11 protein-coding genes and 1 pseudogene are annotated in these 12,366 nt (G+C 74.9%); 3 read left to right on the top strand and 9 right to left on the bottom strand.

Annotated elements, in window-relative coordinates:
- Nucleotides 1-52: 52 nt before the first annotated feature.
- Entirely contained in the window at nucleotides 53-2,389 is a 2,337-nt protein-coding gene (locus AC0VYN_RS03475) for a beta-xylosidase/alpha-l-arabinosidase (protein ID WP_475534715.1), read from the top strand.
- Between the two features lie 30 nt (nucleotides 2,390-2,419).
- Here AC0VYN_RS03475 and AC0VYN_RS03470 read toward each other — a convergent pair whose 3' ends face one another.
- The 4 genes from AC0VYN_RS03470 to tsaB are packed head-to-tail and all read right to left on the bottom strand — an operon-like array spanning nucleotide 2,420 to nucleotide 4,986.
- Nucleotides 2,420-2,677: a hypothetical protein gene (locus tag AC0VYN_RS03470; protein WP_475534714.1), complete on the bottom strand. Its 258-nt coding sequence runs from the start codon at nucleotides 2,675-2,677 to the stop codon at nucleotides 2,420-2,422.
- A complete protein-coding gene (gene tsaD / locus AC0VYN_RS03465) occupies nucleotides 2,674-3,780 on the bottom strand; it encodes a tRNA (adenosine(37)-N6)-threonylcarbamoyltransferase complex transferase subunit TsaD (RefSeq protein WP_475534713.1) in 1,107 nt (368 codons plus the stop codon). Before tsaD ends, AC0VYN_RS03470 begins: the two co-directional genes overlap by 4 nt.
- Nucleotides 3,773-4,291: a ribosomal protein S18-alanine N-acetyltransferase gene (gene rimI, locus AC0VYN_RS03460; protein WP_475536806.1), complete on the bottom strand. Its 519-nt coding sequence runs from the start codon at nucleotides 4,289-4,291 to the stop codon at nucleotides 3,773-3,775. The genes tsaD and rimI overlap by 8 nt, the downstream gene beginning before the upstream one ends.
- A 41-nt stretch (nucleotides 4,292-4,332) precedes the next feature.
- Nucleotides 4,333-4,986, bottom strand: coding sequence for a tRNA (adenosine(37)-N6)-threonylcarbamoyltransferase complex dimerization subunit type 1 TsaB (tsaB, locus tag AC0VYN_RS03455; protein ID WP_475534712.1), 654 nt, complete (start codon nucleotides 4,984-4,986; stop codon nucleotides 4,333-4,335).
- A gap of 155 nt (nucleotides 4,987-5,141) precedes the next feature.
- Between tsaB and AC0VYN_RS03450 the strand changes: the two genes are divergently transcribed.
- A complete protein-coding gene (locus tag AC0VYN_RS03450; RefSeq protein ID WP_475534711.1) occupies nucleotides 5,142-5,696 on the top strand; it encodes a hypothetical protein in 555 nt (184 codons plus the stop codon).
- Nucleotides 5,697-5,707: 11 nt separating this feature from the next.
- Here AC0VYN_RS03450 and AC0VYN_RS03445 read toward each other — a convergent pair whose 3' ends face one another.
- Nucleotides 5,708-5,863 (bottom strand): hypothetical protein, encoded by a 156-nt coding sequence (locus AC0VYN_RS03445; RefSeq protein WP_475534710.1) that lies wholly within the window; start codon nucleotides 5,861-5,863, stop codon nucleotides 5,708-5,710.
- A gap of 371 nt (nucleotides 5,864-6,234) precedes the next feature.
- On the opposite strand from AC0VYN_RS03445, the gene AC0VYN_RS03440 reads away from it, so the two are divergent.
- The gene (locus AC0VYN_RS03440) at nucleotides 6,235-7,431 is read left to right on the top strand and encodes an IS110 family RNA-guided transposase (protein ID WP_475534709.1); all 1,197 of its coding nucleotides are present in this window, start codon (nucleotides 6,235-6,237) and stop codon (nucleotides 7,429-7,431) included.
- Between the two features lie 8 nt (nucleotides 7,432-7,439).
- On the opposite strand, the gene tsaE is transcribed toward AC0VYN_RS03440, so the two are convergent.
- From tsaE to AC0VYN_RS03420, 4 genes and pseudogenes are all read right to left on the bottom strand, one after another.
- Nucleotides 7,440-7,964: a tRNA (adenosine(37)-N6)-threonylcarbamoyltransferase complex ATPase subunit type 1 TsaE gene (gene tsaE / locus AC0VYN_RS03435; RefSeq protein ID WP_475534708.1), complete on the bottom strand. Its 525-nt coding sequence runs from the start codon at nucleotides 7,962-7,964 to the stop codon at nucleotides 7,440-7,442.
- Nucleotides 7,933-9,248, bottom strand: a pseudogene (locus AC0VYN_RS03430) (alpha/beta fold hydrolase); the annotation flags it as partial. The pseudogene AC0VYN_RS03430 and the gene tsaE, both read right to left, overlap by 32 nt.
- A 136-nt stretch (nucleotides 9,249-9,384) precedes the next feature.
- Nucleotides 9,385-10,551, bottom strand: a complete 1,167-nt coding sequence (alr, locus tag AC0VYN_RS03425; protein WP_475534707.1) for an alanine racemase — start codon at nucleotides 10,549-10,551, stop codon at nucleotides 9,385-9,387.
- A 255-nt stretch (nucleotides 10,552-10,806) separates the two neighbouring features.
- Complete coding sequence (locus tag AC0VYN_RS03420) at nucleotides 10,807-12,258, bottom strand: NAD(P)H-hydrate dehydratase (RefSeq protein ID WP_475534706.1); 1,452 nt, start codon at nucleotides 12,256-12,258, stop codon at nucleotides 10,807-10,809.
- Between the last annotated feature and the right edge of the window lie 108 nt (nucleotides 12,259-12,366).

Genomic DNA, 12,366 nt, shown 5'->3' with positions numbered 1-12,366 from the left:
GGCCAAGCGTTCGTGAGAGGGCAGCCGTCCCGTCCACCCCGACAGGAGTTCCATGACCACCGCGCCCTGGCGTGACCCCGCCCTGCCCGCCGCCGCCCGCGTCGACGACCTCCTGGCCCGGATGACCCTGGAGGAGAAGACCGCACAGCTCTACGGCGTGTGGGTGGGCGCCGCCACGGACGGCGACGGCGTCGCCCCGCTCCAGCACGAGATGACCGCCGACCACGACTGGGACGAGCTGATCACCCACGGCCTCGGCCAGCTCACCCGCCCGTTCGGCACCGCCCCCGTCGACCCGGCCCTCGGCGCGCGGGCCCTCGCCCGCGCCCAGCACCGCATCCGCGAGGCCGGCCGCTTCGGCATCCCGGCGCTCGCCCACGAGGAGTGCCTGGCCGGCTTCACCGCCTGGCGGGCCACCGCCTACCCGGTGCCGCTGGCCTGGGGCGCCGCCTTCGACCCCGACCTGGTCGAGGAGATGGCCCGGCGCATCGGCCACGACCTGCGCTCGGTCGGCGTCCACCAGGGCCTCGCCCCCGTCCTGGACGTCGTGCGGGACCCGCGCTGGGGCCGGGTGGAGGAGACGATCGGCGAGGACCCGTACCTGGTCGGCACGATCGGCAGCGCCTACGTCCGGGGCCTGGAGTCGGCCGGGGTCGTCGCCACGCTCAAGCACTTCGCCGGGTACGCCTCCTCGGCCGGCGCCCGCAACCTGGCCCCGGTGCGGGCGGGCGTGCGGGAGTTCGCCGACGTGACGCTCCCGCCGTTCGAGCTGGCGCTGCGCGAGGGCGGCGCCCGGTCGGTGATGGCGGCTTACACGGAGACGGACGGCGTCCCCGCCTCGGCCGACCCGGCACTGCTGACCGGGCTGCTGAGGGACGAGTGGGGCTTCACCGGCACGGTGGTCGCCGACTACTTCGGCATCGGCTTCCTGGAGTCCCTGCACCGGGTCGCCGGCACCCCCGCCGAGGCGGCCCACCTGGCCCTCGCGGCCGGCATCGACGTGGAGCTGCCGACGGTGCACTGCTACGGCAGGCCCCTGCTGGAGGCGGTCCGGGCGGGCGAGGTCCCCGAGGAACTGATCGACGTGTCGGCCCGCCGCGTGCTGCTCCAGAAATGCGAACTGGGCCTGCTGGACGAGGACTGGACGCCCGAGCCGGCCGGCGGCCCCGGCCCGGTCGACCTGGACTCCCCCGCCAACCGCGCCCTGGCCCGCCGGCTGGCCGAGGAGTCGGTGGTGCTCCTGGACAATCCCGACGGCGTCCTGCCGCTCGCTCCCGACGCCCGGATCGCGGTGGTCGGCCCGCGGGCCGCCGACGCCCTGGCCATGCTGGGCTGCTACTCCTTCCCGTCCCACGTCCTCCCCCACCACCCCGGGGTGCCGGCGGGCATCGACATCCCGACCGTGCTGGACGCCCTGCGGGCCGAACTGCCCGACGCCAAGGTGACGTTCACCGAGGGCTGCGACACCTCCGGGCCGGACACGTCGGGCTTCGAGGAGGCGGTGGCGCGGACCGCCGAGGCCGACGTGTGCGTCGCGGTCCTGGGCGACCGGGCCGGACTGTTCGGGCGGGGCACCTCCGGCGAGGGCTGCGACGTCAGCGACCTCAGGCTGCCCGGGGTCCAGGGCGCGCTGCTGGACGCGCTCGTCGCGACGGGCGTGCCGGTGGTCCTGGTGCTGCTGACCGGGCGCCCCTACGCGCTCGGCCGCTGGCACGGGCGGCTCGGCGCCGCCGTGCAGGCGTTCTTCCCCGGCGAGGAGGGCGGCCCGGCGGTGGCGGGCGTGCTGTCGGGCCGTGTCTCCCCCTCCGGCCGCCTCCCGGTCAGCGTGCCGCACCTGCCCGGCGGCCAGCCGTGGACCTATCTCCAGCCTCCGCTGGGCCTGGCCGGCGAGGTCAGCAACCTCGACCCGACCCCGCTGTACCCCTTCGGCCACGGCCGCTCGTACACGACGTTCGCGTGGGAGGGCCCCACCGGCGGCCCGCAGGACGGCCCGGAGGACGGCGTGGAGATCGGCACGGACGGCTCGTACGACGTGTCGGTGACCGTGCGCAACACCGGTGACCGGTCCGGCGCCGAGGTGGTGCAGCTCTACCTGCACGACCCCGTGGCGTCGGTGACCCGCCCGGACGTCCGCCTGATCGGCTACCGGCGGCTGGAGCTGGCGCCCGGCGAGGCCCGCCGGGTGACGTTCCGGTTCCACGCCGACCTCTCGGCGTTCACCGACCGCTCGGGCCGCCGGACCGTCGAACCCGGCGCCCTGGAACTGAGGTTGGCGGCGTCCAGCGCGGACGTCCGCCACACGGCGCGGCTGACGCTCACCGGCCCGGCACGGGTGCTCGGACCGGACCGGCGGCTGCGCTGCGACGCGGAGGTGTCACCGGCGCTCTGACGCCGCCGGCGCCGGCGCGGGCGCTCCGGGTCAGTCCGCGGCCACCGACTCGAACCGCCACCGGTGCACCGCCCGCGTGACCAGGCTCCCGTCCGGCTCCGGCAGTTCGGGCAGGTCGGCGTCGTAGGCGGCGTCCCACCAGGTGACGACGAGGACCCGGTCCTGCGGGGCGCGCAGCGTCTCCCGGCGCAGCGGCCGGCCGTCCAAGGGCTGCGCCCGTACCCAGGCCAGCAGGTCCTCGCCCCGGCCGGGCACGGCCCGCGCCTCCCACATCAGCGCGACGGTCACGGGTACAGGTTCTCCTTGGCCGTCTCGTGGACGTGGTCGTGCGTGTGGCCCTGCCCCGGCACGTGCGGGTCCGTCACCGGCAGCGAGGAGTCCGCCGACAGGTCCCAGTCGGAGGCGGCCCGGTTACGGGCGACCATCTCGGCGCCGAGGGCGGCGACCATGGCGCCGTTGTCCGTGCACAGCTTGGGCCGCGGCACGCGCAGCCGGATGCCGGCCGCCTCGCAGCGCTCCTGCGCCAGGAACCGCAGCCGCGAGTTGGCGGCCACGCCGCCGCCGATCATCAGGTGGTCGACGCCCTGGTCCTTGCAGGCCCGCACCGCCTTGCGGGTCAGCACGTCCACGACCGCCTCCTGGAAGGAGGCCGCCACGTCCCGCACCGGCACGTCCTCGCCCGCCGCCCGCTTGGCCTCGATCCAGCGGGCCACGGCCGTCTTCAGCCCGGAGAAGGAGAAGTCGTACCGCGGGTCGCGCGGCCCGGTGAGTCCGCGCGGGAACGCGATCGCCTGCGGGTCGCCCTCGCGCGCGTACCGGTCGATGACCGGGCCGCCGGGGAAGCCCAGGTTCAGCACGCGGGCGATCTTGTCGAAGGCCTCGCCGGCCGCGTCGTCGATGGTGGCGCCCATCGGCCGGACGTCGGAGGTGATGTCCGTCGACAGCAGCAGCGAGGAGTGCCCGCCGGAGACCAGCAGCGCCATGGTCGGCTCGGGCAGCGGCCCGTGCTCGAGCTGGTCGACGCAGATGTGGGAGGCGAGGTGGTTGACGCCGTACAGGGGCTTGCCGAGCGCGTAGGCGTACGCCTTGGCCGCCGAGACGCCGACCAGCAAGGCGCCGGCCAGGCCGGGGCCGGCGGTGACGGCGATGCCGTCGAGGTCGCGGGCGCTGACGCCCGCCTCCTTCAGCGCGCGGTCGATGGTGGGGACCATCGCCTCCAGGTGAGCGCGGCTCGCCACCTCGGGGACGACGCCGCCGAACCGGGCGTGCTCGTCGACGCTGGAGGCGACGGCGTCGGCCAGCAGGGTGGTGCCGCGCACGACACCGACACCGGTCTCGTCGCAGGAGGTCTCGATCCCCAGTACGAGAGGTTCGTCGCGTGAGTCAGCCATGGTTGTCGGTTCCTTGTACGGGGTCGGCGCCCGCGGCGGGGCCGCCGCCGGGCGCTGTGGTCAGGCGCATCACCAGGGCGTCCACGTTGCCCGGCTGGTAGTAGCCGCGCCGGAAGCCGATGGGTTCAAAACCGAAGCGCTCGTACAGCCGCTGCGCACGGGTGTTGTCCACCCGGCACTCCAGCAGCACTTCCGTGCTCTCGAAGGCGGTGGCCGCCCGCAGCAGTTCGGTCAGCAGCCGCGCGCCGAGTCCGGTGCCCCAGTGGTCGCGGGCGACGGCGACGGTCTGCACGTCGGACTGCTCGCCGGAGGCGACGAGGCCCGCGTAGCCCACGATGCGGTCGCCGTTCGCGCCGGCCTCGTCCGGCAGCACCGCGACGACGTACTTCCGGGTCGCGCCCGGCCCGCGCGCGTGGGCCAGCTCGGACCAGAACATCCCCCGCGACCAGGCGTCCTCCGGGAACAGCTCCCGCTCAAGCCGGAGCACCGGGTCGATGTCCCACCAGCGCATCTCGCGCAGCACGGCGTCCACGGTCGAGGTCACGGGCCCGGTCACTTGGGGGTGACCACCTTGTAGTTCTTGGGGACCTGGGCGTCCGGCCGGCGCAGGTACATCGGCCGGGGCGCGGGCAGTTCCCCGCCCGCCGCGAGCTTCTCGGCGGCCAGGCAGGCCAGGGCGGCGGCGGACACGTGCTCGGGCTCGTGCGCCCGCGGGAAGGTGTCCGGGTACAGCAGGGCGCCGGCGCCGACGGCGGGGAGCCCGGCCACCTGCTCGGCGATGTCGGCGGGACGGTCGACCGCCGGATCGGTGAGACGGGTGCGGGAGTCGGCGTAGCGGGCCCAGTAGACCTCCTTGCGGCGGGCGTCCGTCGCCACCACGAAGGGGCCCTCCAGGTCGGCCGCGTACGCCAGTCCGTCCAGCGTGCACACGCCGTGCACGGGGACGCCGAGTGCGAGCCCGAAGGTGTCCGCGGTCATCAGGCCGACGCGCAGCCCCGTGTAGGGGCCGGGGCCGGTGCCCGCGACGACGCCGGTGACGGCGTCGAGTCGCAGTCCGGCCTCGGCGAGGACCCGGTCGACGGCGGGGAGCAGCAGCTCACCGTGCCGGCGTGCGTCCACCTGGCTCGACGAGGCGATGACGTCCGTACCGTCGTGCAGCGCGACGGTCACGGCGGGCGTGGCGGTATCCAGAGCGAGCAAGAGCACGCAAACAGCCTACGGCGCCCGCGGGCCCGTGTCGGACGGCCGGGTCGGACGGCCGCCTGCTGCTACGGTCGCGGGAAGCACGCAGCGTGACGACAACCGCACCGCTCGTGACGCCCCGCTTCCCGAGTACGACGTACGAGGCCCAGGTGGTCCCAGTGGCAAGCAGCAGCGCCGGTTGGGTGGCCGCGCTCACCGCGGCGGCCCTCGGCACGGTCGGTTTCCTCACCTACCAGGCGTCGGCCCGCCTGCCGGCCGAGCCGGACAGGGCGCACGCGACCGGCAAGCCCGCCCCCGGCGCCTCCAAGGCACCCCGCGACGCGCGGCACCCGGACGCCCTGCCCCTCGGTTCGGGACGGGGCGAGCGGGTGGTGTATTCGCTGGACGACGACCGGGTGTGGCTGGTCGGCCCGGACAACCGGGTCCAGAACACCTTCACGGTCACTCCCGGCAGGGTCGACCCGATGCCGGGCACCTACGCCGTCACGTCGCGCTCGAAGCGGATCACCGGTTCGGACGGCGTCCCGGTCGAGCACGTCGTGCGCTTCACCAGCGTCGCGGGCGTGGTCGTCGGCTTCAGCGCGGCGGTGGACGCCTCGCCGCCGAAGCCGGCTCCGGGCCTGCGGACCGGCGGCATCCGGGAGTCCCGCGCGGACGGCGACGCGATGTGGCGGTTCGCGACGATCGGCCAGCCCGTCGTCGTCATCCCCTGACATCCGCCGGGTCAGGCGGCCTCGCGGTGCTCCCGGACGGGGCGGCACCGCTCCGGTTCGGGCGCGCGCGGCGGCGTGGACACCGCGGCCGCCGCGGCGCAGGCCGCGAGCAGGTCGTGCATGGACACCCCGGCGGGCGCGGGCGGCTGGGTCACGGGCTGCGGCACGGACGCCTCCTGAAGGTCGGGGGCGGGCGTAGTTAGGCATGCCTAACTACGAGCTGACCACCATGTGACCACGGGCGGGACCCCGTTGGCAACATCTTGCCGACGTGTTGTCGGAATCCGGGCCGGCAACCGCCTCAGGCGGCTCTACCTTCTTGATCGGGTTGATCGAGCCATTCGTAGGGTTGGGTCGCCCAGGGGTGCTGGGTGTGGCTATCAGGCGGCTGCCGTCTCGTGGCTTCCCTTGCTTCGCCGCCCAGCGCCCCACGACGACTCGGCCGCCGATTAGGAAGTGCGAACAAGTCGCTGTGTAGAGCAATGCCGGCGAAGTCGTCCGTGGCACGAGCAGTACGCACACGCATGTCAGGAGCGCAATGAGCCGGATATGGGCGGGGATCGACAGCGGCAAGGGCCATCACCACGGCCTTGTTCTGGACGCGGACGGCAAGACCCTGTTGTCGCGGCGGGTGGCCAACGACGAGCCCGAGCTGTTGAAGCTGATCGGTGACGTCCTGGACCTGGCCGACGGCCGTGAGGTCACCTGGGCCATCGACATGACCGGCGGAGAGCCGGCACTGCTGCTGGCCCTGCTGGTCAACCACGGCCAGGAGGTCCTCTACATGCCCGGCCGGCTGGTCAACCGGGCATCCGACGGCTACCGCGGCGAGGGCAAGACCGACGCCCGCCACGCCTATGTCATCGCCGACCAGGCCAGAATGCGCCGCGACCTGCGGCCCATCCGTCCCGGCGACGAAGCCGCCATCGAACTCAAACTGCTGACCGGACGCCGGGCCGACCTGGTCGAGGACCGCACCCGCGTGGTGAACCGCCTGCGCGGCACCCTGCTGAGCATGTTCCCGGCCCTGGAACGGGCCCTGGATGTCACCAGCACGGGACCGCTCAGGCTGCTGACGGGCTACCAGACCCCGGCCGCGATCCGCCGGGCCGGCATCACACGGCTCGCGAGGTGGCTGGCCAACCGCAAGGTCCGCAATGCCAGAGCCCTGGCCGAGGCTGCGGTCGAGGCCGCCGAACGCCAGCACACCGCCGTCCCCGGTGAGAAGACCATCGCCAAGCTGGTCCACACCCTGGCCGAGGAGGTGATGGCCCTCAACGAGCAGATCCGTGAGCTGGACAAGCTCATCGAGGGCCGGTTTCGCGAGCACGAGCTCGCCAACATCATCCTGAGCGTCCCCGGCATCGGCACGGTTCTGGGAGCGGAGTTCCTCGCCGCCGTCCGCGGCAGCCTCGACGAGTTCGACTCCCCGGACGCCCTGGCAGCCTTCGCCGGCGTCGCCCCAGCACCTCGCGACTCGGGCAAGGTCAGCGGCAACCTCCACCGGCCGATCGCCTACCACCGAAGACTCCAGCGCGTCTTCTACACCTCCGCGCTCGTCAGCGTCCGCTACGACCCGAACTCGCGGAAGTTCTACGACCGCAAACGCGCCGAGGGCAAGAAGCATGTCCAGGCCGTGCTCGCCCTCGCCCGCCGACGCGTCAACGTCATCTGGGCTCTGATCCGTGACCGACGGTGCTACGAAGTGGCGCCCCCGGCCACGGCCGCCGCTTGACAACAGCATTAGGAAGCGAGGACGCTCAGGTCGGCCGCCGCCCAGCGCTCGCCGACACCCGTCAGCGTCACGTGGCGGACCTCGTCGGTGGTGTCGCCCACGGCCCGGTGGATCAGGAGCTGCAACCGGTCCTCGGTGAGCTCCTCCACCTTGCCCTCGCCCCACTCGACCACGATCACCGAGTCGGACAGGGAGACGTCCAGGTCGAGGTCCTCCATCTCGTCGAGCCCGCCGGACAGCCGGTAGGCGTCGACGTGGACGAGTGGCGGACCGTCGCCGAGCGAGGGGTGTACGCGGGCGATCACGAAGGTCGGGGAGGTGACGGCGCCGCGGACGCCGAGGCCCTCGCCGAGCCCGCGGGTCAGTGTCGTCTTGCCCGCGCCCAGCTCCCCGCTCAGCATTACCAGGTCACCGGCGCGCAGCAGTTTGGCGAGCCTGCGGCCCAGTTCCCGCATCTGCTCCGGTGAGGTGACGGTGATCTCGACGGCGGGGGCGGGTCCGGCCGGGCCCTGCGGTGCTGCTGGTGCTTCCATAGCCCTCAACGGTAGCCGCTGCCGGCGCGGCCGCCCGTGCCGCCGCCGCGCTCACACCGCCGCGCCGCGCGCCTTCTCGTTCGCGCGGGCGAGCAGGTCGGCGAGGCGGTCGGTGACCAGTTCCGGGTGCTCCAGCATCACCAGGTGCCCCGCGTCGGGCACGAGCACCAGCTCGGCGTCCGGCAGCAGGCCGGCGATCGCCTCGCTGTGCTCGCTGGGCGTCACCAGGTCCCGCACCCCGGCCAGCACCAGCACCGGCAGGTCGCGGAAGCGGGCGAGGGCCTCGGTCTTGTCGTGGTCGTTGAACGCCGGGTAGTACTCGGCGACCACGTCGATCGGCGTGGACTCGATCATCCGCTCGGCGAACCGGGCCACGGCCGGGTCGACGTCCCGGGAGGCGAACGAGTACCGCTTGATGATCCCGGCGAACAGGTCCGCCGTCGCCCGCCGCCCCTTCTCCACCAGCTCGGCCCGCTGCCCCAGCGCCTTCAGCACCCCCGGCAGCACCCGTCGCACCGCGTTGACGCCGGCCACCGGCAGTCCGAAGTTCACCTCGCCGAGCCGCCCGGACGACGTGCCGACGAGGGCGATGCCGACGACGCGCTCGCGGATCAGGGCGGGGAAGCGGTCGGCCAGGGCCATCACCGTCATGCCGCCCATGGAGTGGCCGACCAGCACGACCGGGCCGTCGGGCACGGCCGCGTCGATGACGGCCTTCAGGTCCCGGCCCAGCTCGTCGATGGTGACCGGTTCGCCGTCGCGTATCTGGGCCACGCCCCGCCCCGACCGTCCGTGGCTGCGCTGGTCCCAGTGCACGGTGCGCACGACGCCCCTGAGCGCCGCCCGCTGGAAGTGCCAGGAGTCCTGGTTGAGGCAGTAGCCGTGGCAGAAGACGACGGTGACGGGAGCGGGCGTCCTGCGGCCGAAGAGCCGCCGGCGGCGGCGGGGGAGCGCGGACTCGGTCTCCGGGTCGACGTCGTCGACCTCGTAGTACAGCTCGGTGCCGTCCTCGGCGTACGCCTTGCCGGGGGTGCCGCGCAGCCCGCCGTACGGTCCCGCGGAGTCGAGGGCGAGCCGCGCCTTCTGCCGTATGCCGCGGCCGACGGTGAGCCGCTCTATCGCCACGCCGGCCGCCGCGCCCGCGGCGACCACGCCTATCGCGGCACCGGCGATCCCGGTCGCCCGGCGCCAGCCCCCGGCGGCCACGTCGGTGGCGGCCTCCGCGGCGGAGGCGACGGCCGCCGCGGCGACGTCCGCGACACCCTCCGCGCTGCTCTCGCTCACGTACCGCTCCTCTTCACCGGGCCGCGGGGCGGATTCCCCTCTGGTTCCTCATTCACCCGAACGCGTGCGGCATGCCCGTCATACACGCCGGGCCGGGCGCGCGTCACGTGTCACTGGTCACGCGGGCCCGAAACGCTCACTCGTTCACGTGGACACGGGGCACGCGCGCGCCGATCCGGGTGACGATCTCGTACGCGATGGTGCCCGCGGCCTGCGCCCAGTCCTCGGCGGTGGGCTCGCCGCGGTCGCCGGGTCCGAACAGCACGGCCTCGGTGCCGGCCGGGGGCCGGTCCCCGCCGAGGTCGACGACGAACTGGTCCATCGCGACCCGACCCGCGATCGTGCGCCACTTGCCCTCGACCAGGACGGGGCCGGTGGAGGAGGCGTGGCGCGGGATGCCGTCCGCGTAGCCGAGTGGGACGAGACCGAGGGTGGTGTCGCCGGGGGTGGTGTAGTGGTGGCCGTAGCTGACGCCGTGGCCGCCGGGGACCCGCTTGACCAGGGCCAAGGCGGCGGACAGCGTCATCACGGGGCGCAGTCCGAAGTCGGCGGGGGTGCCGATCTCGGGGCTGGGCGAGATGCCGTACATCGCGATGCCGGGGCGTACGAGGTCGAAGTGGGCGTCGGGGAGCGTGAGCGTGGCCGGCGAGTTGGCGATGTGCCGCACGTCGGGACGCACGCCCTGCCGCTCGGCGTACGCCGTCATCTCCCGGAAGCGGAGGAGCTGGGCGGCGATGGAGGGGTGCCCGGGCTCGTCGGCGCAGGCGAAGTGCGACCAGAGCCCGGTGACGCGGACCAGCCCCTCGGCCTCGGCCCGCAGGGCCTCCCGGACGAGTTCCTCCCAGTCGTGGCCGGGCTGGCAGCCGCCGCGGCCGAGCCCGGTGTCGGCCTTGAGCTGCACCTGAGCGGTCCGGCCGGCCGCGCGCGCCGCCGCGGTGACCTCGTCGAGGGCCCACATGCCGCTGACGGAGACGTCGAGACCGGCCTCGACGGCCTCCCGCCAGGGGCCGCCCGGCGTCCACAGCCAGCACATGATCCGCACGTCGTCCGGCAGTCCCGCCTCCGCGCGGAGCGTGAGCGCCTCCTGCGGCGTGGCGGTGCCGAGCCAGGTCGCACCGGCCGCGACGGCCGCGCGGGCGCACGGGACGGCGCCGTGGCCGTACGCATCGGCCTTGACGACGGCCATGAGGGCCGCACCGGGCGCCCGTTCACGCAGTGCGCGCACGTTGGCCCGCAGTGCGGCCAGATCGATCTCTGCACGGCCCCGCAGGGACGCGGCCCACTGGACGGAAGTCTCACTCATCGTGCCCCCAGTCTCTCAGAGCCCCCGGCCACCCCCACGGCAGCCGCTGCCCCAGCCGCGGGCAGTCGTGCCTCCCCCGGTGCCCGTACGGCCCGGGAGGTGCCCCAGGGGCGGCACGGGCGGGCGGTGCCTCCCCCACTCTCGAGCGAAGCCGAGAGTGGGGGAGGCACCCCGCGGCGCCGGGCCGCGCGATCCACTCCCCGCTGCGACGGCCGCACCCACAGCCTCACGGCGCCCGGCGTCACCCTCGCCCGCTCACATCCCCCGCACGTCCCGCCACGCCCGCGGCACCGCCTCCGCCACGTCGTGCGCCCCCACCGGCGCCCCCACCGCCGCCATCCGCCCCGCGAGCCCGTGCAGATACGCCCCCGCACTCCCCGCGTCCACCGCCGAGAGCCCCGCCGCCAGCAGCGACCCCGCCAGCCCCGAGAGCACGTCCCCGCTCCCCGCCGTGGCCAGCCACGACGTCCCCGTCGCGTTGACCCGCACGGGCCCCTTCCCGCCCGCCGCGGCCACCACCGTGGTCGAACCCTTCAGCAGCACCGTCGCCCCGTACCGCCCCGCCAGCTCCCGCGCCGAGGACAGCCGAGCCCCCTCGACCTCCTCCCGGCTCACGCCGAGCAGCGCCGCCGCCTCCCCGGCATGCGGCGTCATCAGCGTCGGCGCCGCGCGGCCCCGCACCGCCTCCGGGTCGGCCAGCCGCAACCCGTCCGCGTCGATCAGCACCGGCACCTGCGCCCCCAGCACCTCCGCCACGGTCGCGGCGTCGTCCCCGGCCCCGGGTCCGACGACCCACGCCTGCACCCGGCCCGCCCGCTCGGGTCCCCGGTCGGACACGAGGGTCTCCGGGAAGCGCGCGATCACCGCGTCCCCCGCCGGTCCGACGTAGCGCACCGCCCCGGCCCCGCCCCGCAGTGCCCCGGAGACGGCGAGCACGGCGGCCCCCGGGTAGCGCGCCGACCCGGCGGCGATGCCGACGACCCCGCGCCGGTACTTGTCGCTCTCCGTGCCCGGCACCGGCAGCAGCCGGGCCACGTCCGCGTGCTGGAGGGCCTCCAGTTCCGCCGCGTCCCCGGGGAGCGGCAACCCGATGTCCACCAGCCGCACCGACCCCGCGTACTCCCGCGCCGGGTCGACCAGCAGCGCCGGCTTGTGCGTACCGAAGGTCACCGTCAGGTCGGCCCGGACCGCCTCACCGCGCACCTCCCCGGTGTCGGCGTCGACGCCGCTCGGCAGGTCGACCGCGACGACGGCGGCCCGTGCCCGCCCGGCCGCGGCGGCCAGCGGCACCGCCTCCGCCCGCAGCCCGCCCCGGCCGCCGATCCCGACGATGCCGTCCACGACCAGGTCGGCCCGCTCGATCAGCCGCTGTCCGTCACCCTCGGCGGCGACGCGTCCGCCCGCCCGCCGCAGCGCCGCTAGCCCGCCGGCGTGCGCGCGCCCGGGCGTGAGCGGTACGGCCGTCACACCGGCCCCGCGCCGGGCGAGCCGCGCCCCGGCGTACAGGGCGTCGCCGCCGTTGTCGCCGCTGCCGACCAGCAGCACGACCCGGCTGCCGTAGACCCGGCCGGCCACGCGGCCGAGCAGCTCCGCGCAGGCGGCGGCGAGCCCGGCCGCCGCCCGTTGCATCAAGGCCCCGTCCGGCAGCCTCGCCATCAACTCCCGTTCGGCCGTCCTGACCGTCTCCACGCTGTACGCAGTCCGCATGTCGTCGAGTCTTCCCGGTCCGCCGCGAACGTCACGGGCCGCGCCGGCCCGGTTCGCCCGGGCCCGGCACCGGCCCGGACCGCGTGGAGGGGGTCCCGCGGGCCCGCT

The organism is Streptomyces sp. 63XJN7_1_ISO-PGPR-S23-121 (assembly GCF_056173025.1).
The sequence above is the reverse complement of the archived record's forward strand: the minus strand, read 5'-3'. Positions and strand labels throughout refer to the sequence as shown.

Coding starts and splice junctions, on each gene's coding strand:
- tsaE (WP_475534708.1), bottom strand. CDS start 7,964: ATGGAAGCACCAGCAGCACCGCAGGGCCCGGCCGGACCCGCCCCCGCC.
- AC0VYN_RS03440 (WP_475534709.1), top strand. CDS start 6,235: ATGAGCCGGATATGGGCGGGGATCGACAGCGGCAAGGGCCATCACCAC.
- rimI (WP_475536806.1), bottom strand. CDS start 4,291: ATGCGCTGGTGGGACATCGACCCGGTGCTCCGGCTTGAGCGGGAGCTG.
- alr (WP_475534707.1), bottom strand. CDS start 10,551: ATGAGTGAGACTTCCGTCCAGTGGGCCGCGTCCCTGCGGGGCCGTGCA.
- AC0VYN_RS03420 (WP_475534706.1), bottom strand. CDS start 12,258: ATGCGGACTGCGTACAGCGTGGAGACGGTCAGGACGGCCGAACGGGAG.
- tsaD (WP_475534713.1), bottom strand. CDS start 3,780: ATGGCTGACTCACGCGACGAACCTCTCGTACTGGGGATCGAGACCTCC.
- AC0VYN_RS03475 (WP_475534715.1), top strand. CDS start 53: ATGACCACCGCGCCCTGGCGTGACCCCGCCCTGCCCGCCGCCGCCCGC.